This window comes from Acidobacteriota bacterium, from assembly GCA_016703965.1.
GTDB lineage: Bacteria > Acidobacteriota > Blastocatellia > Pyrinomonadales > Pyrinomonadaceae > OLB17.
The window spans coordinates 1-23415 of sequence record JADJBB010000003.1 but is presented as its reverse complement, the minus strand read 5'-3'; the positions used below and the strand labels follow the sequence as shown (position 1 = coordinate 23415).

Genomic DNA, 23415 nt, shown 5'->3' with positions numbered 1-23415 from the left:
CCTTCCAAAACCGTTACGCGAAAGCTCACCATCGCCAAAGCTCGTGCTTATATGATCCGCGACGAGCAGGGAAGGCCTTGTCGACGTAAGGGCAGATCACCCGAAAGGCGATCGAACGAACACAGTCGGCGAGGATCATCTTCCTCGATGAACTCGAAACGGGTCGCCGTCGTGAAGTCGGGCGGCAATCCGTTGCGTCTCGCGTGAAGGCGTCCAACGCGATCTGCCTATCGTTCGAAGGTACGAACGTCAACACAAACACGGCATGGTCGGCGCACCGACCATATTTTGTTCATCGCCGCAGGGGCGTTTCACGTTTCAAAACCATCTGATCTGATCCCTGAACTTCAGGGCCGTTTCCCGATCCGTGTCGAACTTGAATCGCTAACGATCGACGATCTTAAGCGGATTCTCGTGCAGCCGAAGAACTCGCTCATCAAGCAATATCAGGCACTGCTCGAAACTGAAGGAATTACTTTAACTTTTACTGAAGATTCCATTGACCGGCTCGCCGAAATGGCTGAGGAGATCAATAAAACCACCGAAAACATTGGAGCACGCAGACTGCATACGCTGGTTGAGAAGTTACTCGAAGAGATCAGCTTCCTCGGCAGCGAGCTTGAAGAAAAAGATCAGATCATCGATGCCGAGTATGTAGATGACCGCTTGAACAGCCTGATCGAAGACCGCGATCTGCGGCAATATATTTTGTAGATCGAAGAAATTTAGCCACAGAGATCACAGAGATTAACGGCCGGAAAACCCTGGGAATGATGAACGAACCCGCAGTATTTGCCTCTAACAATAAAAAGCCTTTCTCTGTGCCCTCTGCGGCTAAATTCTTCTTAGTTCTGTGTCTCGCGATCTCGCTTTCAGTCGCCTGCGGTAAACGCGGAGCACCGGAGCCGCCGAAGGAACGCGTTCTGCAGCGTGTTGAGATCTCAGGTTATCAGCGTGGCAGTCAGGTCATTCTGTCCTGGCAGATGCCTGTTCGCAACGCCGTGAAGGGAAATACTCTCAATATCAGCCGTGCTGACATCTACCGCCTCGCCGAGGCCGTCAGAATGCTCCGCTTCAATTGTCGGAGGAAGAGTTTGCAAATCGAAGCACGCTGATCGCCGCGTTAGAGATCAAGGATACGGATTTTGGCTTGAAAACACTCACTTATCGCGACACGCTTCAGTTCGCCGGCCAGCCTGCACGGCTACGATACGCGATCAGATTTGTTAATGCTTCCGGCCAAAAGGCGGGATTTTCGAATTCTCTTCTCATCGAGCCTACTGCAAAGGTCGCAGCAGCACCGACTGCTCTATCGGCTATACCAACCCAGGACGCGATCCAGCTAAAATGGCAGGCTCCCTCGGCAAACGTCGATGGTTCGGTACCTGTAAGCCTGCTCGGATATTTTGTGTTCAGGTCCAATTCGGACAAAGAGATGGGCAAACCTCTCAATAAAACTCCGGTCACGGAAACTGCCTTCAACGACGAGTTTTTTGAGTTTGGAAAGGAATATTACTATTTCGTTCGTGCCGTCTCGGTCGGAACGCAGGCCGAACCGGTCGAAAGCGGCGAATCGAACATTCTGAAATTCAAAGCGATCGACACCTTCGCTCCAACACCGCCATCAGCGATCACGCTTGCTGCGTCACCGACAACTATTTCGATCTTTTTTGCCGTAAACCCCGAGAAAGATGTGGTCGGGTACCGCATCTATCGCTCGACCGATAAAGATCTGGATAAAGTAAAATGGCAGCTTTTAACGACTGAATTACTGAAAACAAACACCTTCCAAGACACGAAGGTCGAAAGCGGGAAGATCTATTATTACTATCTGACGGCAACGGATAATTCGGCAACGTAAGCGAAATGTCGGAAGTTGTCTCGGAAACGGTTCCATAAAACTAAATCTCGCTCGAACAAATATGAAGATCGCAATTGAGAAAACATTCGCCCCGTCCAAGATCGTCTGCGTGGGGCGCAACTACGCAGAACACGCTGCGGAATTGGGGAATGAGGTCCCGAAAGAGCCAATGCTATTCCTGAAAGCTCCTTCAGCGGTGGTATTTGACGGCGATGAAATTATCATTCCGCCAGTCAGATCAAGTTGAACATGAAGGTGAACTTGCAGTGGTTATCTCAAAGCACTGTAAAGACTTAAGTGATGATGCTAATGTAGAAGATTACATACTGGGCTTCACCTGTCTGAACGACGTTACCGCCCGCGATCTGCAGCGAAAGGATGGTCAGTTCGCACGTGCTAAATCATTCGACACGTTCTGCCCGATCGGCCCGCATATCGAACCGGAGCTTGATGTTTCGGACCTGCGAGTTCTGGTGCGGGTTAACGGAGTCTTAAAACAGGACAGGCGGACCTCGCAAATGGTCTTCCCCGTCGACTTTCTGGTACGATATATCTCAAACATGATGACGCTTAACCCTGGCGACGTGATCGCGACCGGAACTCCGTCGGGAGTCTCAAAAATGAACCCCGGTGACGTTTGCGAGGTCGAGATCGAGGGTATAGGCACTTTAACAAACACAGTTAGATAGTTTCGTTAAGCAAAAACGCGAATCAGCGAAACCAACGAACAGCGATCCACCATCAACACGAAACCAATGAAATTCTTTATAGACACAGCAAATTTAGACGAGATCAAAGAGGCGAATGAGCTTGGTTTGATCGACGGCGTTACGACGAATCCAGGCCTGGTCGCGAAAGAGGGCGACGTTGACTTTAAGGAACACATTGCCAAGATCTGTGCCCTCGTAAAAGGTGATGTTTCCGCCGAAGTAACTGCTCTCGACACCGCCGGAATGCTCGCGGAAGGCCGCGAACTGGCCAAGATCGCTTCGAATGTCGTCATCAAGGTGCCTCTTACACTTGATGGCTTGAAAGCGTGCCGCACCTTCCGGGCAGAAGGCACCAAGGTAAACGTGACCCTCTGCTTCTCTGCTGCCCAGGCCCTGCTTGCAGCTAAAGCCGGAGCATCTTACATCTCACCGTTTATAGGACGGCTCGATGATATCGGTCAGAACGGGATGCAGTTGATCGAAGAAATTGTCCAGATCTATGCAAATTATCAGTTCGATACTGAGGTCTTGGCCGCGTCGATCCGGCATCCGATGCATATCGTGGATTGCGCTTTAGCCGGAGCCGACGTTGCAACGATACCATTCAAGGTCATCACGCAGCTCGTCAAGCATCCGCTGACAGATAAGGGCCTCGAGGGCTTCCTGTCTGACTGGAAGAAGAGCGGACGAAGCTAGGCCGTAAAGTTAATAACTGAAAGTTAGAAGTTAACAGAAAAGACCGGAGGAACTTCCCGCCGGTCTTTTGATTTCAGCGTAAATCATTATCAGACGCATGAGTCGATGAGAAGAGTTCTCAGCTCGGAATGAAGTCCCGCGGAATCAGGATCTCGCTGGATCGCGATCTGATATTTCGCCTTAAAATACTCATCGTGTTCCTTCATTTCGACCAGTTCGGTTACCTTCACGAGGTTAGCCTCGATCATCCCCACCTCAATCCCGTCCTTCTGGGCGAACAGCTCGTCGATCTCGACTATAAGCATTGAGAATTTCCCGCAGCCATGAGAAGTCCTCGTCCTCGAGCAGCAGGCTTAAGAATTGTGTCGGCTTAAGCGGCCCGTGGATTCCTTCATACAATTCCCGTTCGCGATCGAGCATCGATTTATGCAGCTTAAGCAGCAAATTGCGTGCATTTTTGAGCTTTTCTTTGTTTTCCATAAAATATACTTAGCCTGCTTTCATTATATACCATTCCGTGCTAACTTTTACTTATTAGCACGCTAATCATTTATCATTAGCCTGCTAATTATTTTTACATAGCACGCTAACATTCTTTTGTTAGACTGCTAACGGCTTTTCGTTAGGCCGCTAATTCCCGCTTAAACTATTGTAAATAGAGGTGCTTATCATGCCAGAGGCGATCATTTTCGAGGAAACCGTCAGCTACCATTTAGCCAAGGTCGCGACCGCATTCCGTAACAGCATCGAGCAGCATATGGCTGAGTGCCGACCTTCACAGCGGCCAGGTTTTTTGTAATGATCGAATTGTGGCGCCAGGACGGCATGAAACAGATCGAACTCGCAGAGCAGTTGAACGTAAAAGCTCCAACGCTTAGCAACATGATCCGCGGCTTGGAAAAAATAAATCTGGTTCGTACCAAAAAACATTCTAAGGACGGCCGGGCGATGACCGTACACCTTACCGCCCGCGGTAAGACGATCCGCGAAGATGTAGAAAAAAGTTGGATAGAAGTCGAAGCTGAATGCGTCGCGGGCCTTTCGGTGAGCGATCGCTTCGTACTATTTGAGGTATTAAAAAAGCTTCGCGGAACGTACACCGGCCAAAAAGTCGAAGAGGAAGATTAACATGGGTGTAAGATATAGGTGATAGCTTTTACATAGAGCTAATAGCTCAGGAGGCATTCCATGAAAGTAATCATAGCCACAGACGGCACAAAATACGGCGACGCGGCTGGCGAGATGGCCGCTAAATTTAACCTCGGCGAAGGCGATTCGGTCACAGTGATCAGCGTTGTTGATATGGCAGTACCGCTGGTCACCGATATCTACGGCGGTTATTTACCTGATACGAGCGAACTCGAAAAATATGCAAAGGACAACGCAGCCGCGGTTGTCGAGACCACTAAAACGAAACTCGCGGCGGCTTTTGATGGCAAAAAGGTCGATATTTCCGGCGAGGTTCTGTTCGGATCGCCGGGAAGCCGTATCGTTGAGACCGCTGAGCAGATCGGTGCTGACCTTATAATCATTGGCTCGCACGGCTACAGGCGATGGGAGCGCATCCTGCTTGGGTCAGTTTCTAGTTCGGTGGTTCATCACGCGCCTTGTTCGGTCCTGGTTGTTAGACTGCCTGCCGAATGAGCCTGAAAGCCGCTCAGCAGGTCACCATAAATTCACGCAAATTCGACGGCACGATCCGGCGAAGTTGGAACTGTGAGCTGATCGAGGCTGACGCGGATTCCCTTGTTTTCGTCGGGGTATTCGATATTGACGTGTCGCATCCCGACCTTGGCGAGATCAGCCGCGGAACTATTTCCTACGAATATTACTGGCTCGATCGCTGGTATAACATCTTTTGCTTCCACGAACCCGACGGCTCGTTTCGCAATTATTACTGCAATATCAACATGCCGCCCGCTTTTGCCGGCTCCGTTCTCGATTATGTCGATCTCGATATCGACGTTGTCGTCTGGCCGGACGGCGGTTTTCAAATTCTCGACGAAGCCGAATATGAGCAGCACGCCGTTCAATATTCCTATCCCGAAGCCGTAAGAAATAACGCTGCTTCGGCACTCGCTGAGGTACTCGATCTGATCCGCTCTCAACAGCTCCCGACACCACCCGAAATAGTGCAACAAAAACGGCTCTAAGTTGTGTTATCTTCAGTTATCTCAAAAACCCCAAATTCCAGGAGAATCTCAATGAGAAAGTCGGCTTTATTCGTTTTTGCTTTCCTGTTTTCGAGTTCGATCGCCGTTTCTGGCCAAGTTACAGGTTCAGGTCAGCCCGCGGCTCCTATCGGCGATCCAATAGCATCCATCGCGACTGATCTGCGAAGAATGTCCACGTCGGTTCAAACGCTGAATGAACGGTTGCAAAACTTTGTCGATAAATTTGAAAAACTTGGCGGGCTAAGCTTCACGGAAAAGCAGCTCGAATTGGTGCTTGGAATGGAATTGCTAGTCCGCGCGGAGCAGCTGATCGCAACCCATCAAAAAACGCAGATCGAACTTACAGAAAGCTGAACGAAACACGGGGGAAAGTTGGCCCAGGTCGATGTCGACCTCAGGCCGCGAACGATCGACCGCAGTGTTGCATTAGTTGGAACTACGGAAACCGAAGAGCTGCGTGATAACCGCCGGCAAAAACTCTCCGCCGAACGGCAAAGCCTAAGCCAACTGATGTCACAGATCCAGGATGGCCTGACGGAAAATAATGAAAGCTTCGAACGGCTACGATTCTCGCGAATAACCTCAGACGGCAATATCTGCCGATGATCGACCGCGAAATGTTCCGCCAGTAAGAACGATTAGTGCGGCTGGATGCGGAGCATGTAACTGCAAATATTTAACGGAACGCCGACATTCACCGTTACGCGTTGGCCCGCCGGTAGCTCGTAGTTATTTATCGCTGCCGGATTTTTCCCTTCGTTTACAGCCCAAAAATTCCCTGCTCCGTCGGTTACCAGCATCAGGTGCCGGCGGCTGATCTCGACATCACCGACGAGCGGAATATCAACCGGCTTTGATTTCGAACCGCGGCCGATCGCGATCTCTTTCTGATAGATAGGCACAACGTTTTTGCCTGACGCCGCCTCGCCAGATCTCCAGCTTGTAAAGCTCGACCGCACGCGATTTCACGGCGGTCATATCCTCCGGGCTCGTCGGTCTGCAGCGGAACGGCCTGCTGAATGGGTGCATTCTGAAACGTCGCCGGCGGCGGAGCCTGATACGGCGGGGGCTGAAATCCCGTTGCCGGAGCGAAATTCAGGATGGTCTGCGATATCGGAGCGTTTTGAGTTGGTTCTAACGCCGGAATTCCCTTCGGCCTGACCAGAACTCCCGTCTTGTTGCCGCTCGAATCTTCCCAGCTATGCTGCACACGGATCTCACCTTTTTCGAGCGTACCGTCGATGCGCAGCTCGATGACGAACGAACGAGTTTCCAGTTTCTTCTTGCCCGCTATCTCTTTCGCCCGTTCGGCGAGAATATGGTAAAGCCCTTGTACCAGGCCTTTTCGTTTGGCTCCCTGCCATTCTTTGTCATCGTCGCTGCTGAGAAAAATGGCGTATTCGCTCGGGATGATGGTCGTACCCTGCGGCAGCGGGACCATCTCGTTCTGCATTACGGATTCGACCTCGCGGGCGATCTTGACGATGAATGCCTCGGCCTTAGAACGCGGCTTGACCTGCGCGTCTCGAGCGGCCTGTTCCAAAACAAGCTCCGCCGTCTCACCATCGATCCAACGCCTGACTTTATCTAAAATGCTCATAAATCTTTGTTGATCGTGGATGGCAGATCGTTGACCGTTGTCAACAAGGTACCATCAACCATCAACCATCAACCATCAACCATTACCTAATCCACATCCACATACTTACCATTCAGCCATCCGCGCTTGATATTTTGCTGCGTCGGCAGGTCTCGGCCTTGTTGGACGACATCAACTTGATACCAATTATTCTGCGAATTTACAATCTTGACCTTCGAATTTTTGGTCACGAGTCCGATCGGATCATTGTCGGTGTTTGGCGATGGGCGCAGATAAATGTCCGTGCTGGCTACGCCGGTCTTAGAATTGAACGAGCTCGAAAGGCCGGGAAAAATATTGTGGCTTCGGATGTAACTCGCCGTCCCATACAAGATACCGGTGAACGCTCCAACAACCACGAGGAAAGCGGTCAACCGCCGCGCCAACCGGCGTTTCTTTTTCGCGGGCCTCGCTTCGGCAACCGTGACGGCGACATCGGGCTCCATCGCCATTGTCGCTTTCACTGCCGGCGGCGGATAAGACGGGCGGGTGTATAGCGGCTCGCGGCTCATCGACGAAGGGATATCCGCGATCGCCTCAAAGCTCGGCCGTTCCGGTGCGATCGGCGTGTAGCCGCGAAAAACGTGCGGCTGCGGCGTGTCTATCTGCGAACGCATCATCGTGCTGTATTCGCCGTCCGCCGCGATCTGGCGAATTCCGGCGAGGTCGATCCAGAGGTCTTCGACGGACTGCTGTCGCTGGGCCGGATCGGTCGCTGTTGCTCGTTTTAGCACACGAACGAGTTCATCAGCCCATTCTTCATTCGCAACAGAAGCTGGAACCGAATCAATGCTCGCATTCGCAAACGAGCGCGGAGCCTCGCCGGTCAGCATCGTGTAGATCGTTTTTCCGAGCGAATAAATATCGGCCGCTGGCGTGAGTTTTTTATCAAGTCCGTCAGTCTTCCCTGCCATCAGCGGGCTGTGTTCGGGCGGAGCGTAGATGTTCGTGCCGACTCGCGTTATCGGTGCGTCGGAAACATTCACTCGGGCAACGCCAAAATCGGCAATTTTCACCGTCGAAAGGTCGGAGGTCAGCAGCAGATTCTGCGGCTTGATGTCGCGATGGATGATCGAATTGCGATGTGCATGGCCGAGGCCCGCACAAACCTGCTCGATGTATTTCAAAGCCTGATCGAGCCCGAGCTTCTGCTTACGCAAGAGCTTTTGCATGTCGCCGCCGGCGAGGTATTCGAGAACAAGGTAATGAAAAACGGTCCCGCGCAGATCTCGGGCAGTTCCGTGGCCGATACGGCTGATGATATTCGGGTGGCGAACGCGGTCGAGGGCGATCGCTTCGTTCTGAAAGTTCTCAACGAGCGTACGTTCCAGATCGGCGTCGAGATCGTCCTGCAGAAAGACGTTGAGAGCCTTGATCACGACCGTCGAATGCGGAGACTGCGGCGAAGCCAGCGTGTCCCGCGCCAGAAAGATCTCAGCATAACTCCCACGCCCGAGCTGCTCCCGGACGTCGTATCTCTTATCGAGTCTGCAACTGTTTAGCGAAAGCTCTTTCATCGTAAAAAGGACAGCCGGGGCGGGGCAGACGTGTTCCTTAGACAGTGAATACGATATCACAAAGACAATGTTCGGTGAACAAATCGATCATTGCGAATTTCAGCCAATTCAGCTCGTTTCATCTGGCTTTATCGTGGTTCTTCGTGCAATGTAGTGGAGGATCGAAATAACCGAATGACCGAAGAACAAACTGAAATATTGAGCAAAGTCCCCGAAGTTACCTTCGTCTTTTGGATCATCAAGATCCTCGCCACGACGCTCGGCGAAACGGGCGGCGATGCGATGACGATGTCGTTTCTGGGTGAGACGACCGGCGAAGCCACGGGTTACGGATATCTGATCGGCACTGCGGTCTTCGGAGCCATATTTCTCGCCGCCGTCGCCGTACAGATCGGCGTGAAGCGGTTTCATCCATTTCTATATTGGCTGACGATCATCGCGACAACGACGGTCGGCACGACGCTCGCCGATTATGTCACGCGTTCGATCGGCATCGGTTATGCGGGCGGTTCGGCACTCTTGCTGGTTCTGCTGCTGGCGTCGCTGTTCGTTTGGTACCGAACGCTTGGTTCGGTATCGGTCAATACGGTGAGCGAGCCAAAGGTCGAGATGTTTTACTGGGTGACGATCATGTTCTCGCAGACGTTGGGAACGGCTCTCGGCGATTGGACGGCCGACGATGCGGGGCTCGATCTCGGCTACAGCGGAGCGGCGATCGTTTTCGGATCAATGCTGGTGATAATCGCGATCGCGTATTTTTGGAAGGGCATCTCACGCACATTCCTCTTTTGGGCCGCGTTCATCATCACCCGCCCGCTCGGAGCCGTCGTCGGAGATTTCCTTGACAAACCAACCGAAAACGGCGGCCTCGAACTCAGCCGCTACACCGCCTCCGCCGTTCTGCTCGGCCTGATCGTCCTCCTGATCCTCGTCTTCCCCAGCCGCCCGGCGAAGGAAGTTCATTAAGATCTCGCATACCCGCACGGCGGCAATGGCTTGCCTCGCCGGACAATTGAACAACGAAAGTTTATGATGATGTTATGCAATTGATCGCTGCCGCAATGGTCATACTTGCCGGGATCTGGTTGATCGGCTTGGCTACCGCCGCATTTGCTCGGCCGGAGAGAGTGAAGCAGTTTCTCAACGCATTTGCCAGTTCTGCATTTACACACTGCGTTGAAATTTCGATACGAATTGTCATCGGCATAGCGTTCATCCTCTATTCGCCACAGATGAAGTTTTCCGCCGTGTTCGCCGCGTTCGGCTGGTTGTTGATATTGACGAGCGCAGTTCTGCTTTTCGTTCCATGGCAGCTTCATAAACGATTTGCCGAGCGGTCATTGCCATTGGCGACCAAATACATGTCGCTCTTTGGTTTACTTTCATATTGCGGCGGCTTGATGATCCTCTATTCATTCTTTGTCGGCACCGAAACTCCGTAACAGATCCCAGGATCGTCCAGCCGCTTGTCTCCGTATCCCAAAAGCAAAACTAATTCAACGCTCAAAGATCAAAGCCCCAAGATCAAAAATGAATTGTCCCACCCGCCCGTTTTCGTGCTATCTTCCTCATCTCAAACACCCGTTGGCAGGCCTGTTTTCAGCCCGCGTAGCGGGTGACCAGCATAAAGCCACGGGTGTAAGCCAGTGGAACGGTAACAAGACAAATCAAAGCCCGCGTAGCGGGCGGCAGCTCATATGCCGCGATCGTAAAGATCTCCGGGAGACCTTATGAAACTTCTCACACTGTTCTTTGTTTCTGTTTTTCTCGCATTCTCATTGCCAGCCGCTGCTCAGGACAAATGGCAAATAGCGGATAAGGCGACCGTTCGGCTTTCTCCTGCGGCCTTTCCACAATTGCCTAAGAATATTGCCGCATATCTTAGATCGCAAAATTGCACGATCCCGCAATCTTTTGGCGATTCAAAACCGCACAACGTCATTCGCGGACAATTTGAACGAGTTGGACAAAATGACTGGGCGGTTTTGTGTTCACGATCGCGTGTTTCGACGATCCTCGTGTTTTGGAAAGGCTCGACAAATTCTGTTGCCAGGATTTGTCGCTCCAAAGACTCCAGTTTTTTGCAAACTGTGGATGGTGATGGGACCGTCGGTTTCTCCCGTTCGATCAGCGTCGCCAGTAAACGTTACATCCTCGAACATTACCGCTCTTATGGCGGCCCAAAACCGCCGAAGTCCAACCACGCAGGCATCAATGACGCTTTCGTCGAAAAGGCGTCGGAAGTGCGATATTTCCATCGTAAAAAATGGTTATCTTTACAAGGAGCCGATTTATTCCGATCACCAACCCGCTTTCCATCGCGTAGCGATATCAAGGGGCGTCGCGTTAGCGACCGCATGAAATTGTCGCGTGAGATCATTCAACCGTCGCGAAGCGACGCGGACATTTCGGAAACCTGACCGTGGGTTTCTGGCCTGGCAAAACGCGGCCAGTGCTAAAGCCGTCACCCACGGCTACAATCAACCATCGCGATGCGATGAAGAACGAAATCGCATTTCCGACGATCAACGATCCACGATCAACCATCAACCCCAATTGTCCCACCCGCCCGTTTTCGTGCTATCTTCCTCATCTCAAACACCCGTTGGCAGGCCTGTTTTCAGCCCGCGTAGCGGGTGACCAGCATAAAGCCACGGGTGTGCGCCCGTGGAACGGTAACAAAACAAATCAAAGCCCGCGTAGCGGGCGGCAGCATTCGAGGATGAATTTATCGAGTTGTTAGAACTTCACGAGGTCGAATTTGACCGACGGTATTTGTGGACGTAACCGCTGTCACCCGCTACGCGGGCTTGTGTTTTAATATCCCGACTTCCACGGGCTTACGCCGCGTGACTTTATGCTTGAACCCGCTACGCGGGCACATTAAAATATAGCCCGACGATCAACCACCAACCCCAATTGTCCACCCGCCCGTTTTCGTGGTATCTTTCCCTCATCTCAAACACCCGAGCAAGCTCACACTTGTAATCACTCTTAAATTAACTAGAAAATAGATTCCAGTGACGGATGATAATAGAAAATCGATGGTTCGGGCCGGGTGGATCAGTGTGGGACTGGCGTCTTTTTCTGCGTGCCTCATCTTGTACCTTAAATGGAAATTTATCTTTTAATGGAAATACGGCAGGAAATATTTACCTGATGGCGATCATTTTGCAGTGTCGCCGCGTTGTTTTTCTCACTCGCTGCAATTAAAACCTGGCAAGCTTGGCTCGGATTCGCGATAGTGGTGCTGACGATCTGCCTTCGATTGTTCTTCGGCAGTTTGTTTGCTATAGCTTAGACTTTGCCCCCTTAGCTGTTACTTGACGAAAATATGCCCAGAGATTCTTTTATCGAAGCCGTAAAGCTACTTGCTGCGAAAAGAGTTGCTTTTACTTGCTCAAATCCAAATTGCCGAGCAATAACGACAGGTCCGCAAAGTGATCCAACAAAATCCGTAAATATCGGTGTTGCTGCTCATATTATCGCAGCTTCTCCAGGGGGGCCTCGATCCGATCAGACAGTTTCAGCGGAAGACCGAACTCATATAACGAATGCGATATGGCTATGTCAGAATTGCGCGAAGCTTATTGATAGCGATGTAAATAAATACACGACATCCCTGCTTCGCAAATGGAAGAAGAATGCTGAGGATTTGACCGAGAGAACAATTGGTATCGCCGCCGTGAGCCTAAATCAAAGCTACTCAAGCCTTTCAATCGAAGAAACCGATATTTTGATAGCAGCGAGCGAAAACGGCGAAATTCATTATTTTAATTTCAATGAAATTCCAGCGTACATATCGATCGGTAACAATAAATTTGAGGATAGCGAAGATCGGGCTTTTGCGGCTCTATATATCGATGCGTTGGAGTCCCTTTTGAGGCGAGGGTTGATAAAGCGTGAGGGCGAAAATTTATTTGAGTTGACTGGATCGGGATTTAAGCTTGCAAAAACTTTAGCTGAATCTCAATCACATACAAGGACGGATGAGAATAGCAGTCAAGATAAAATTGAGATCGACGTTACCATCGACCTCGATCCTGGCGAACACTGGAAACACAAATTCTCGTTAGCGAATAACTATGGAATCAGCTATGAGTTCGATAGCGATGATAAGTTTGATGTTCTAATTCTAGAACGGGAAGACTATTCACATTGGCGTAACGACGAGGAACTCGTCTATGAGCCAATTCTCATCGAGTCGAAAACTTACGTTTCCAATGAGTTCTGGCCCTCAGCCCCTGGAAGCTACGTAATAGTTGTTGAAAGCCATAATGAGGCACCAATCGAGGTTGATATCGAAATTTGCCTACTCGTGGAGGGTTAGTCCTAGCCACAATGCCAAAACTAGCCTACTGGAAGATAGACAATATGTATTACCTGATAGGATTGTGCATACTGACAGTTTCATTTTTCGGGTGTGCAACGCCGAGGAGTGTTCCACCTGAAACTAATAATGGTGTTCGTAAAGAAATCCTGGAAAGTCCGCCTTCTCCCAAAGGTGATGAACCGAGGCTGAATGATGAAAAGACTAAAAAGGTCACTCTCGGTGATTTTACGATGGAAATTCGCGATTCCATGAAGAAAGTCAAAGTGGTGCCTATTGATTCTAGTTTATGGAGATTCATAGATGGGGAAATGACAATTGCAATTGAGCAAGGAATCTATAATGATCCGTTGAAAAGGAGATATGGGGATCTGGATTATCTCGAGTTTCAGAAAGTGATCGACGGAGAGGAATGTAAGATCACTACGCTTAGATTTGCAGATACTTCGGAGCATACCGAGCCTGAAAAGCTTTATGCTGTGAATGCTAGATTTAATGAATCGCCGCGCGCCGGCGATCCGATCTCTATTTTTGTCACCTACAAGAATGCGGAATCAAGACAAATTGCGCTCGACATAATAGATTCTGTGAGGTTTTCCGTTAACCCGAAGGCACCGCCAGAGTGTGGGACCTGCAAATTCTAGTTGCATTTCGAATAAAAACCGATTTATAATTCGCACGCTTATTAGAGAAGAGCCGTTGGGTTGTTGGCGTTTCGAGGGAAACGGGTGACATGTGCGGTTGAGGCGATGGTCTCTTTGCCCTTTCTAATTAGCTTGGGATCGAGAGGTTCCTAGAGGGCAGTGCATCGGTTTTCTTTTCTCCTGACAAATTCTTACAACTTACGAAATTCTCCGAAAGGCGTTAACGAATTCCCCGTTCCGGGCGTTCGTCGGAATGGATCCCAACGCGGTGAACGTGCCAAAATACTCTCCTCGCACTCCGGCGCGCGAATTCACGTTGGTGCTCCTCTCGCGTCGGCCTTTCAGGCCGGAAATTTTGCCGAAATTTAGTTCGAACAAAGTGGCAAAGTAGTTTGAACAATCTCGGGTTTACGTGTGACCAATCCGACAAAGTAGTTCGACCAAACCCAGTAAACACGGGCATTTTGCTCAGATCGAAGGATTTTCGCGAAAATTTGGCTTCGAACAGTTTTTTCACGAAAATTTCCGCTCGTCAAAACAAAAAAAGACAGCCCTTTCGAGCTGCCTTTTTTTTGTCTGAGATCGACCTTGAGAGTTAGTCGTTGGTCCGGAGGAATCCAGTTGTTTGGACGTACTGGAAGAACGGCGTTCCAGGCGGCAGACGCGCCGGGTCGAGGAACGTGCTGTCGAACACCCAGTTACGAACCGGCGGGTTGTAAACTTCGTTACAGCATTTGAATGAACCGTTGGCGTTTCTTGAATTGAACAGATTGATCAGCGATCCCGAATAATCGAGACGCTGGCCGGACCAGTTTTCGAGGAAACGCTTGAAGTTGTGTACACCGCCGTTCAATCTAGGCGATATGCCGCCTTGATTCGGTGAACCCGAACGGCTGGCGATCGTATCACCGGCGATCATCGCAAATCGGATCGTAGTTGACTGGGCGATGCGGTTAGATTGATCGTACGGACTCGTGACCGGGCTCATAAAGCTTTGTCCGTCATTCCATGCGTTCGAGAGAATAGTGACGCCATCCGCAACGATCGAAGCAGGAATGTGTAGCGCCGTATCGAACGGATAATACTGGTTGAAAGGTGTGTTACCGGACGTCGGCGGCGAGGCGGCACTTGTTGCATTGTAGTTGCCGTCAACGTACATGTTGTTTTCGGTGGCAACGGTGAAACCTCTAGTATTTGCCGGAACCGCTGAATCATAGATCCCAGGCAAAGTCGTGCCGTTCGTCAATCGAACACCGCGGCGATAGTATTTATGATCGACAACGGAAGCGAAATCCGGCGGTGCGGCGTGCGAATACCTGGGAGCTTCACAGTCCGTTCCCGCTCCCGCGCATCCGGTGATATCCGTCCAGGGATAGGTTCCGCTGAAGTCCATGTATTTCGCCTGTAGCGATCCGTCGCGGTTTGTGTCTTCACCCAATTCCATCGAGCCATTGTTGCCGGGCGAACCGCCATAGATATCTTCCATGTCGTATTCGCCGTCGAAGTCAGCATCGCCCCGACGGTCGGAGATATAAAGCACGATGCCGTTCTCGTTAGGAATATCTGAGCTTACCAAGCCAACGCCACCTTTCGAAACAGCAAACTTGGTGTCAACCGGGAAAAGGCCGTTGAAATCGCCGCGTATAAAGCGTCTCATGTTGGCAACATCGATATCGATCATGCTCATGACGCCATTCATCGGCAGGCGGGCGAGATTTGAGTAATAGGTCGTGCTCCGCTCGTCGTAGTAGTAGCCTTCGCGGGCATCGAACATCTCGATCGGGAACGGAACGATAGCTCGATCTGCTGCGCTTCCGTCAATCTTGGCTAGCTTTAAATGGTAACCAACATTTTCGGTATATGTCGTATCCGCAGTTAACGGCGTAGATTGTGTACGCTCTAAACCACCCTCTGAGTTCGTTGTCGTCCCGCAACTCGGGAGAGTTGCCGGGTTCGTTAGTGCAGGTAATGCGGCGGTGTCCTTACACCCGTTTTGAATATTCGCCTGTGTCGCCCCGCTAAATCGCTGAACGACGGTGAATCCCGGATCGTAATTGGAATTCACGCCGGTTCCAATATTCACGTTCGTCGTATATTTATCAGGGGTCGTACTCGGCGTCGGGATCGGTTTGCCGGGAATCAGGAACCGCTGAAGTTTGATAACGGACCGGCTGTCGATGCCGTTTGACGCGGGCGTTTGTGGTGTCGTCGGCGTCAAAGAGGTCGGAGCGACGGTGCCATCATACATCGAGGTCATCGTTCCCTGGGCGTATCGGTTATCCGTTATCTTGAATTCAACCGTGGAGCCATTCAAAATTTGGGTCGCGGGTTCCGTCACGCCAAGGCTTAGGAAATCCTCTGTAATGTCGCGGGTAATGACAGCCCCGTCGCCCGGATTCGTCGTTACGGTCTCGACCTTGATCCAGACCTCGCGGCATGCCGCGGTGGGCTGTGAACAGCCCCCCGTATAAAAGCGTTCGCCATTAACGCGAGTGCTCACGTACGGATCAGTGGTGAAATTTGTGTCGGCTACGAGCTTCTTCATCGGTTTTGGCTGATAGCCGCGAACACGATCCGGAGTAGCTGTCGGCGTCGGAGCGACTGTCGGCTCCGTCGGCATCCCGTCAGGGCGGCCATCGAGGCGAATACCGCATTTTGAGGCAGTCGTTGTCGCGATCGGCGTTATGCCGGTACCAGATGCACAGCCCGGCAGTTTTGCCTGACTATCGGCAAGTGTTATGCGGATTCCGGTTTTGTTAGTAAATCTCTCGCTTCGCAGAATGCTGTTGTCCGTAGATGCAGCTGTGACGGGGCCAAGCGTGCCGCCGATGTTTGCAAGGTCTCCGCCGCTGGAGCTTGCTATCTCTTTTCCGCGCCGGAGCATTTCAACGAGATCTGTGTTAGCACCGACGTTCAGCGGAAGCTTGAGGGTCGGGGTGTTTGCCAAAAGATTGCCGTCAAAGACAGACGACTGTGTTAAGAAACTCGTATTCAAGCGGCTGGGCGGCAGATCGGTATTAGGAGTCTGAGCCGGAACCGGCACTGCCGGTGGATACTGAAATATGTTATTTGCCGCACCTTCGGTTGTATTCAGGACACTTCCCATCGTCGGCAGCAATTGAACGAAAGTACCCGATGCATTCTTGATCCAGGTCTGGCTGTTAGCTGAGTCGCCGGTATCCCAGTTTCTCCAAGCCTGCGTCACGATCTGGTCTGCGGCCGTAACCCGTGAATCGAAATAAACGCCTTCGGAACCCGGCGAAATAAAGAAATTTCCGTTCGAATGCACGCGGCCTCCAAAACTGAATCGCGGAGGACGGAAAAGCTCAAGGTCATCGTTATAGAAAATACCGAACTGGAAGATCGGGATTCGATTATTAAGCACGTTTCGCGTCAGCTGCACCTGCGTACCGATGGGGTTCGCGGTTGTTCCGTTATTGCTCGTTGCAGTAGTTCGGAGCCGCCAGTTATCCTGGATCGCGATCAGGCCCGTATACGGCCCGCCGGTCAGCGTTTTTACATTACTCGAATCGATCTGGTCGAGTTCCTGGAAAAATGTAAAATTAGTGAGCCCAGACACAGCCCCATTGCGCACGTTGTTCAGGTCAGCGGTCGTAGGGTTAAGTTTGACTTCAAAAACCTTGTTGAAGTTCCGGGTCATCGTTTCGAGACTTCCCTGCGCGGCGTAGAATGTTCGCCCCTCGGAGGTCTCATTGCCGGTAGCCGCTGCTTCCGCAGAAGATCTGGACATCGCTAACGCGACGAAAACGCCGATCAGCGCGAGTATGAACAGGGCAATTATGATTGCCGAGCCTTTTTCACCGCGATCAACAACATTGCCTTCAGCATGAACGTTTTCAACACTTGTTCCCTTCATCTTCTTATACTCCATCCTGACTTTAGCTTGCGTCGTATCCCAAATTTCTTGTGCTTACAGTAGTAGTCATCGATTCTGTGTATGGCTGCCCGTTCGAATTCTTCTCAACTGACCGAACATTGACAGTGAATCTGATCTGCCGGACGGCAGCTAGATTTGATTGCGTATCGTCAGCGGTTCCTGCCGTGCCGTCGGGCCCGGCACTCGGGTTATCCGTTATGGAACCGTTGTCCATGATGTACTGGATCTGAAAGTTTTCGACATTGTAGACCAGCGGCTCATCAACAAACGCGACCGCCGGAGTAATATTTGCGTATTCGCGGCGGTTCAGAATTCCGTCAGCTGTCACGAAATAAGTGACCATTCGTACACTGTATGCTCGCCGGCGTACTGATCGCCCTGAGCGGTCCTGTGGTTCCGGTTTGGTTAAACCCAAGCAGATCACCATTTGAGAACTGTATCTTGTTAGTACCGCTCAACGCGGTTGAAAGCCCGAGAGTCGATCCGGTGTTTCCAATGACGATGTAGACATCGTTCACGCGGCACGCTGCATTGCTACCCGATATCGGCACGATCTCGTCGATACCTCCGGTAGTTGTGGTCGCCGCATTAATATTCAGAGGCTGCGAGACGCCGCTTATTACGTTGAATGTGTTGTCCTTATAAAGAAAGGTAACCTGGTCCGTCCTCGTATTTGCGGTCGTCGCGAACGTACTCAGGGTGATGTTATTCCCTGCGATCACCGGCGGAACCGTGTCGCGGCTGGTGTCAAAATCGTTCGGCACCCCAAGGGCGGTCGAGATCCTGTTATCGGGCAGCACAACGGTGCTCGCCGAAGGGTAGCCAAATCCGGCGTTAAAGGCGTCTCTCGAGATCTGGCTGAGAGCGATACGAACGTTTTTCGCCAGCTGAACTTCTTCGGTAACGGCGGACCGGCTCTGTTGCGCCGTCCTTAGAAGCCCCCAAACGGCTGCTGAAACGACAAGGAAGATCACCATCGAAACCAGCAACTCAAGCAGCGAAAAGCCGCTCTCGGGAGTAGCTTTTGCAGGTACAGATCTTGTTTCCACTTGAACTTTCATAGGACTCTTTTATAGCTAGTTGACCACCGCGTAATCGGTTAGAACGGTCTGAACGACTTCCTGCCGCTGCAAGCCTCCGACGTTGTAAGTTACCGTGACTTGAACAGTTCGGATCCGGACCGGTGAATTCCCAGCCGGAGAGCAAATAACCGGCGACGGCCTGTCCGGGTCACAAACATCCGTAATGACTATCCTTCGCCGAAGTTGGCTGACAGTTGCACCCGTATCATCGGCAGTACCGATAACCTGATCCGGTCCTGCATCGAGTCGAACCGGCTGAAATCCGACGGCAAATATTCCCTGTGCAACGCCGGTGGCCGGATCTGGGTTGCTGCCTATGTTTCCGACGGCCGACCAACCCAGCCTCGTTGGATCGGTTTCCTTAACCGCCATTATCGACTCAAGCGTGGAGGTTGCGATCTGTTTCGCAAGCAATTGCTGTTCGTGTCCGCTCGCTTGTACCACTGACCAGGAGATCGCCGCTAACATGGCAAGGATCCCGAACATCAGAATGACCAGAGCGATCATTACATCGATGTAAGAGAATCCGTTTTCAGATTTGATATTCATAGTGCCAATCCTGCTCATTATTGATTTGCGACGAAATTCGTCCCGTCGTGTTTCCAGTACCTGATCGCTCCGCTGCCGCCAAAGATCGTAATCGCGCGTACTTCAGCTTTGCTTCGCGGCGTTGTGCTTCCCGGGAGATCGGCGGCCAAGAGTAGATATTTGCGTTTATCGGTACATTGGCGGCATTTACTACCGAACCGTCACTACGAAAGCGAGCCGCCCAGACCGAATGTCCGGTAACGGTCACAGTCCCTGCCAGATGGCCCAGGGTATCCGTCGAAGCGGCAAGATCATTGTAATTTGGAGGATTCGGCTTCGAGATCGTCGCCGGAATGATGTCCATTCGAACATCCTTGGTCATTTCCAGGGGGAGCTTTTTGATCTGGGTATCTGCAGCTCCGCCGTTCTCGTCGATGATTAAAGCTGCGTTATCCGTAAAATCGATCTCAAACCTTATCGTGCGCCGCCGGTTGAGCGCGAGCTGGCCCGCTTCGCGCATCATATCTATCACCTTAAGGGCTTGATCCTCAGACTTATATGCTTTCTTGTAATTGACGATATACGGTAAGGAGATAACGCTCATTATCGCAATGATGCCGAGAACCACCAATAGTTCCGTCATGGAGAATCCGGAATTGTCCCGACCCGCCTTATGAAGTCGATTTCTCATAAGTCTTGTGCTTTCGCTCTTACTAACTGGTTACGCCAATACGGTAAAGTATGAGGGCGCTAATAAGGAAAAGTTGGAATGCACAACACATTCCAAAAAGATTTTACAATGTTTTACGTTCAAAATGCAATAGGATTGAGTTGCTTTTCTTTGGTTCGGATTTCGGGTAGAATTGCGGCAGATTTTCTGGAAGAGATCTAAGATCAATTTGCTGTTAAATGACTGACAAGACACCCGTTTCCAAGAAAGGACTCTCAGCCGATTGGCTTTTACAGGGTGCCTTGACAAGAATCGGGGACACAGTCGACAAGTTCACGGGGCGGCGTTGGACACCGTCAAGCAGTCTCGCAACCAGCGAACTCGTCGAGCGGATGAAAAAACTCCTCGACTCGGAAGTGAAGGGCGTTCTGGGGAAAGGATCTATTGTTCCTCACAACATCACGTTAAAGGTCCACTGGGATAAATTCGCAACGGATGCTGATGACACGTTGCTAAAACTGGAAAACGAGCTTCTCACCGCAGCGGCCGACCACATCAACGACAAGCTTTACTACACATTTGCTCCATTATCTGTTGAGGTCAAACCTGACTACTTTACGGAAGGCGTCAAGCTCTTTGTCAGCTTCGACAAGTTTTCCGATGAAGATCACGAGGCGGAACTGAACGTCACGATCCCGTCGATAAAACTTGGGGATGCCAAGCCACACGCCGAGTTGATCGAGAAAGAACGGGAAGGAGCCGTCTTCGTCGCTCATTTTGAGTTGAACGGAACTCCGCGTGACCGTCGCATTACATTTCCGTCCAACGGCCGTCTCTCGGTCGGACGTACCGTCTCAAACGACCTGACGATAGATGATGTCAGTGTATCTAAGATCCATGCATCGCTTGTAATAGATAGCGATGACAATCTCTCGGTCGCTGACACCGGCTCGACAAACGGAACTTTCGTGAATGGCGAGCGTATCCCGTACGGAAAGGCGTTGAGATTGAAGGCGGAGGATCGCGTTAAGTTTGGGATGGTGGACGTGGTATTTGAAAAGATCCCTTCCGAATCCGGAAACACAAGTGAACTTTCTCAGCGATTTTCGCAGGAGAACACGATCGAGATCGACGGGCTTAAATTCACTGGTAAAGTGTCGGCGGAAGCAAAAATAGCGGCTCAAGATCCGCCCGAGAAAAACGGTAGAGATCGATCCGATGAAAACGTTCATAGATCCGGCCCTCGAGAGGACACCAAATGACAGTGTTTCTTCTTTCCCTGATCGACTGGAACCAATGGAAGCCCGAAAATCTGTTTGGCGGCCAGGTGCTTGAACGCACGCCTGCCGGACTTTCGATCGTCTACATCATTGCGGTCGGGATATTGATCGGGTTTCTTGTCATTACTTTCTTTGATAACTTTCGTCGTCACATACCAGTTGCAGAGCTTGAACTTCCGAAGGAAGTAAACGCCGCCTCACCCAAACGCTTACAAATCGAAGCCTGCGGATCTGGCAGGTATTCTTCGTGGTAGCAGCTCTTTTTGTATTTGGATTTCAGGTCTATTGGACGTACTTTGCGGACGAATCGAATGAACAGTTCCAGGCGTTAAGCTATAAAGATCTGCGAAATAGGCGTGCCACGGCCGCGAGCCTCCGCGGTTGGATGCTCGATCGGACCGGGAAACTCTCCAGTACTCTCGCATACTACAAAGTCGATAAGGACGGCGACATTATCCGCGGGTTCGCTCTCGAGAAAGAGATGGCTCACCTTCTTGGGAACGGAACGCGGCACGCCAGGCCTCGAGCGAACTCTTTGTAAGCGACAGGCGGATCCAATGCCGGAATCATGGGAAGTTTTAACTAAGATCAAGAAACCGGAGGAAGAACAAAAAGACGTCAGGGTCACGATCGACCGCGATCTGCAATCATATCTGGCCACTCAGCTTGAGGGCAAAAAAGGAGCGATCGTCGTCCTAAATCCGCAAACCGGTGACCTGCTTGCAATGTACTCGAATCCGTCATTCAATATCGACGAAGCCCAGACCCTTGAAAATTATCTTAAATTAGAGGGAAACAAGCGGGATAAACCGCTGTTAAACAGGGCAACTAGGGAGTTTTATGCTCCCGGCTCGACATTTAAGACATTCACGACGATTTCGGCTTTTCGGGCGAACAAGCAGAATGCTGTCTTCCCTAGTTACGCTGAGGGCTTTAAGCCCAACAAGGGTTCGCGGCCGATCGTCGATGCAACTCAAAAACTTGGCCCTGACGGTTCGGTTGGTGGAGCTTGCGACGGCGGGTGTCAAGAAAGGACATCAGTATTTGCTTGCTGGTATCAAGTAATCATTTTTCCCGCCCAACTGGCTATCGAACTTGGCCGCGAACGTTTGCGGAAACGGCTTTGCTGGTTGGCATCGCTCCCGGGTCGATTCACCCGACGAGGCTCTTTATCTCGCTTTTTCCCAAACATCTGGAATACGAGCAACCTTTAAATATATTTGGAGCTCTAGTCCACAGCAATCGACCATTGTGACGGGGAAAAGAGATTTCCTTGTACGATCTTTGAATCGGAAGGAATGGGGCAGGGTTACGCGGGCCAAATGACACCATTTCCAGATGGCGTTGATAGCTTGATCCCCGCAAATATGGAAGGAAAACTAATGAAACCGCGGATCGAAGCGGACCAACCGCCGCAAGTATTTGGCCAGGTCATTTCGCCCCAGCAGGCGGCTGCGATCCGCGACATTATGCTTGACGGTTACCGAGGAGCCGGGCGGAACAGGGACTGCTATTTCAGCAAAGCTAGCCGGCACCGGGATACGAACCGGCGGTAAAACTGGTACAGCGGAAAAACTTGCTCCTGATTATGACGCTGCGGGAAACCTCAAGACCGAAAACGTCGAAGAAAGAATGTAAACGGCCAAGTGGGAAGATTATTTTGTACCGCAGATGATACGTGAACGGACTGACAGCTGGTTCATAACGATCGCACCACTGGAAAGACTGACGCCGCTATCTCGGTTGTTGTCGAAGGTGGTGGTTTGGGGGCCAGAACAGCAGCTCCGATCGCCGCAATGTAATTTTAGGCTCGAGAACTTGGCCTGCTGGGCGATCAATATAAGCCAAAGCCTCCTGCGGCACAGCCAGCGAAAAAGAAAAATAGTTTGCCTCTATAAATGAAAAACAGAACATCATCACATTTTTCATTCTTGCTCTGATCGCCCTGGTGACCGCTATTGGCCATTACTCTATTTATTATGGGCATTGATCCGCGGCTACGACGTCTACGATCACAGCTCAACGCAATATATCTTTCTTTCTTTATTTCTCGCAGTTCTGCCTATTTTCTTAAAAAAGCGATTTATTAAGTTTGAAGGTAATTGGACCCTGTACACATCCGGGCTGTGCCGCTTTTTCGATCGGACTGACAGTCCAGTATCGAATTTTCAGCGATCCCGAATACACCTCGCGGAAAGACAAAGCCGAGGCTCGACAGCAAAGATCAAGGTTCTCCAGATGCATTACATTCAGGAGAAATTATTCAGCCGAGAAAAAGCAGATAATGGGATTGCCGCCAACGCCGCCATCGCCGGTTGATCTCGAAGCAGAAAAACCAACGCCAGTTTTTCCGAAACGTAGCCGCCGGAGTCTATCTTTCCGGCCG

27 protein-coding genes and 2 pseudogenes are annotated in these 23415 nt (G+C 51.0%); 20 read left to right on the top strand and 9 right to left on the bottom strand.

Features of this window, described 5'->3' with window-relative positions; genetic code table 11:
- Positions 1-187: 187 nt before the first annotated feature.
- The 5 genes and pseudogenes from IPG22_02745 to fsa all read left to right on the top strand — a co-directional run bounded on the left by IPG22_02745 (position 188) and on the right by fsa (position 3267).
- Positions 188-714: pseudogene (locus tag IPG22_02745) on the top strand (AAA family ATPase).
- A gap of 56 nt (positions 715-770) precedes the next feature.
- Positions 771-1115, top strand: a complete 345-nt coding sequence (locus tag IPG22_02740; protein ID MBK6587225.1) for a hypothetical protein — start codon at positions 771-773, stop codon at positions 1113-1115.
- On the top strand, positions 1079-1861 hold the full coding sequence (locus IPG22_02735) for a fibronectin type III domain-containing protein (GenBank protein ID MBK6587224.1): 783 nt from the start codon (positions 1079-1081) through the stop codon (positions 1859-1861). The genes IPG22_02740 and IPG22_02735 overlap by 37 nt, the downstream gene beginning before the upstream one ends.
- A 61-nt stretch (positions 1862-1922) precedes the next feature.
- Positions 1923-2550, top strand: a pseudogene (locus tag IPG22_02730) (fumarylacetoacetate hydrolase family protein).
- Positions 2551-2616: 66 nt separating this feature from the next.
- Positions 2617-3267: a fructose-6-phosphate aldolase gene (gene fsa / locus IPG22_02725; protein ID MBK6587223.1), complete on the top strand. Its 651-nt coding sequence runs from the start codon at positions 2617-2619 to the stop codon at positions 3265-3267.
- A gap of 89 nt (positions 3268-3356) precedes the next feature.
- Here fsa and IPG22_02720 read toward each other — a convergent pair whose 3' ends face one another.
- Positions 3357-3572, bottom strand: coding sequence for a hypothetical protein (locus IPG22_02720; GenBank protein MBK6587222.1), 216 nt, complete (start codon positions 3570-3572; stop codon positions 3357-3359).
- A 493-nt stretch (positions 3573-4065) separates the two neighbouring features.
- Here IPG22_02720 and IPG22_02715 point away from each other — a divergent pair, with 493 nt between their 5' ends.
- Genes IPG22_02715 through IPG22_02695 form a run of 5 tightly spaced genes read left to right on the top strand, consistent with a single transcriptional unit; the run spans position 4066 to position 6047 of the window.
- Positions 4066-4395, top strand: a complete 330-nt coding sequence (locus IPG22_02715) for a MarR family transcriptional regulator (GenBank protein ID MBK6587221.1) — start codon at positions 4066-4068, stop codon at positions 4393-4395.
- Between the two features lie 60 nt (positions 4396-4455).
- Positions 4456-4911, top strand: a complete 456-nt coding sequence (locus IPG22_02710; GenBank protein ID MBK6587220.1) for a universal stress protein — start codon at positions 4456-4458, stop codon at positions 4909-4911.
- Positions 4908-5420, top strand: a complete 513-nt coding sequence (locus tag IPG22_02705; protein MBK6587219.1) for a DUF402 domain-containing protein — start codon at positions 4908-4910, stop codon at positions 5418-5420. Before IPG22_02710 ends, IPG22_02705 begins: the two co-directional genes overlap by 4 nt.
- Positions 5421-5471: 51 nt before the next feature.
- Positions 5472-5795 (top strand): hypothetical protein, encoded by a 324-nt coding sequence (locus IPG22_02700; GenBank protein MBK6587218.1) that lies wholly within the window; start codon positions 5472-5474, stop codon positions 5793-5795.
- An 18-nt stretch (positions 5796-5813) separates the two neighbouring features.
- Entirely contained in the window at positions 5814-6047 is a 234-nt protein-coding gene (locus tag IPG22_02695) for a hypothetical protein (protein ID MBK6587217.1), read from the top strand.
- A 32-nt stretch (positions 6048-6079) separates the two neighbouring features.
- Here IPG22_02695 and IPG22_02690 read toward each other — a convergent pair whose 3' ends face one another.
- The 3 genes from IPG22_02690 to IPG22_02680 form a co-directional block, all read right to left on the bottom strand.
- Positions 6080-6343, bottom strand: coding sequence for an FHA domain-containing protein (locus tag IPG22_02690; protein MBK6587216.1), 264 nt, complete (start codon positions 6341-6343; stop codon positions 6080-6082).
- Positions 6241-7041: a DUF3662 domain-containing protein gene (locus IPG22_02685; GenBank protein MBK6587215.1), complete on the bottom strand. Its 801-nt coding sequence runs from the start codon at positions 7039-7041 to the stop codon at positions 6241-6243. The genes IPG22_02690 and IPG22_02685 overlap by 103 nt, the downstream gene beginning before the upstream one ends.
- Before the next feature lie 86 nt (positions 7042-7127).
- Positions 7128-8597 carry a protein kinase gene (locus IPG22_02680; GenBank protein ID MBK6587214.1) on the bottom strand — a complete coding sequence of 490 codons (1470 nt, stop codon included), beginning with the start codon at positions 8595-8597 and terminating at the stop codon, positions 7128-7130.
- A 174-nt stretch (positions 8598-8771) separates the two neighbouring features.
- Here IPG22_02680 and IPG22_02675 point away from each other — a divergent pair, with 174 nt between their 5' ends.
- The 5 genes from IPG22_02675 (at position 8772) to IPG22_02655 (ending at position 13571) form a co-directional block, all read left to right on the top strand.
- Positions 8772-9563, top strand: coding sequence for a hypothetical protein (locus tag IPG22_02675; GenBank protein ID MBK6587213.1), 792 nt, complete (start codon positions 8772-8774; stop codon positions 9561-9563).
- A gap of 74 nt (positions 9564-9637) precedes the next feature.
- Complete coding sequence (locus IPG22_02670; GenBank protein ID MBK6587212.1) at positions 9638-10039, top strand: hypothetical protein; 402 nt, start codon at positions 9638-9640, stop codon at positions 10037-10039.
- Between the two features lie 288 nt (positions 10040-10327).
- The gene (locus IPG22_02665) at positions 10328-11017 is read left to right on the top strand and encodes a hypothetical protein (protein ID MBK6587211.1); all 690 of its coding nucleotides are present in this window, start codon (positions 10328-10330) and stop codon (positions 11015-11017) included.
- A gap of 914 nt (positions 11018-11931) precedes the next feature.
- A complete protein-coding gene (locus IPG22_02660) occupies positions 11932-12927 on the top strand; it encodes a hypothetical protein (protein MBK6587210.1) in 996 nt (331 codons plus the stop codon).
- 11 nt (positions 12928-12938) lie between these two features.
- On the top strand, positions 12939-13571 hold the full coding sequence (locus IPG22_02655) for a hypothetical protein (protein ID MBK6587209.1): 633 nt from the start codon (positions 12939-12941) through the stop codon (positions 13569-13571).
- 595 nt (positions 13572-14166) lie between these two features.
- On the opposite strand, the gene IPG22_02650 is transcribed toward IPG22_02655, so the two are convergent.
- Genes IPG22_02650 through IPG22_02630 form a run of 5 tightly spaced genes read right to left on the bottom strand, consistent with a single transcriptional unit; the run spans position 14167 to position 19722 of the window.
- The gene (locus IPG22_02650) at positions 14167-17448 is read right to left on the bottom strand and encodes a hypothetical protein (protein MBK6587208.1); all 3282 of its coding nucleotides are present in this window, start codon (positions 17446-17448) and stop codon (positions 14167-14169) included.
- A gap of 22 nt (positions 17449-17470) precedes the next feature.
- On the bottom strand, positions 17471-17812 hold the full coding sequence (locus tag IPG22_02645; GenBank protein ID MBK6587207.1) for a hypothetical protein: 342 nt from the start codon (positions 17810-17812) through the stop codon (positions 17471-17473).
- A complete protein-coding gene (locus tag IPG22_02640; GenBank protein MBK6587206.1) occupies positions 17787-18530 on the bottom strand; it encodes a prepilin-type N-terminal cleavage/methylation domain-containing protein in 744 nt (247 codons plus the stop codon). The genes IPG22_02645 and IPG22_02640 overlap by 26 nt, the downstream gene beginning before the upstream one ends.
- 15 nt (positions 18531-18545) lie before the next feature.
- On the bottom strand, positions 18546-19100 hold the full coding sequence (locus IPG22_02635) for a hypothetical protein (GenBank protein ID MBK6587205.1): 555 nt from the start codon (positions 19098-19100) through the stop codon (positions 18546-18548).
- Positions 19084-19722: a hypothetical protein gene (locus IPG22_02630; protein ID MBK6587204.1), complete on the bottom strand. Its 639-nt coding sequence runs from the start codon at positions 19720-19722 to the stop codon at positions 19084-19086. The genes IPG22_02635 and IPG22_02630 overlap by 17 nt, the downstream gene beginning before the upstream one ends.
- Positions 19723-19988: 266 nt before the next feature.
- On the opposite strand from IPG22_02630, the gene IPG22_02625 reads away from it, so the two are divergent.
- From IPG22_02625 to IPG22_02605, 5 genes are all read left to right on the top strand, one after another.
- On the top strand, positions 19989-21011 hold the full coding sequence (locus tag IPG22_02625; GenBank protein MBK6587203.1) for an FHA domain-containing protein: 1023 nt from the start codon (positions 19989-19991) through the stop codon (positions 21009-21011).
- The gene (locus tag IPG22_02620; GenBank protein MBK6587202.1) at positions 21008-21283 is read left to right on the top strand and encodes a hypothetical protein; all 276 of its coding nucleotides are present in this window, start codon (positions 21008-21010) and stop codon (positions 21281-21283) included. The genes IPG22_02625 and IPG22_02620 overlap by 4 nt, the downstream gene beginning before the upstream one ends.
- On the top strand, positions 21277-21570 hold the full coding sequence (locus tag IPG22_02615; GenBank protein MBK6587201.1) for a hypothetical protein: 294 nt from the start codon (positions 21277-21279) through the stop codon (positions 21568-21570). Before IPG22_02620 ends, IPG22_02615 begins: the two co-directional genes overlap by 7 nt.
- A gap of 16 nt (positions 21571-21586) precedes the next feature.
- Complete coding sequence (locus IPG22_02610; protein ID MBK6587200.1) at positions 21587-22243, top strand: hypothetical protein; 657 nt, start codon at positions 21587-21589, stop codon at positions 22241-22243.
- A gap of 259 nt (positions 22244-22502) precedes the next feature.
- On the top strand, positions 22503-22667 hold the full coding sequence (locus tag IPG22_02605) for a hypothetical protein (protein ID MBK6587199.1): 165 nt from the start codon (positions 22503-22505) through the stop codon (positions 22665-22667).
- Positions 22668-23415: the final 748 nt, after the last annotated feature.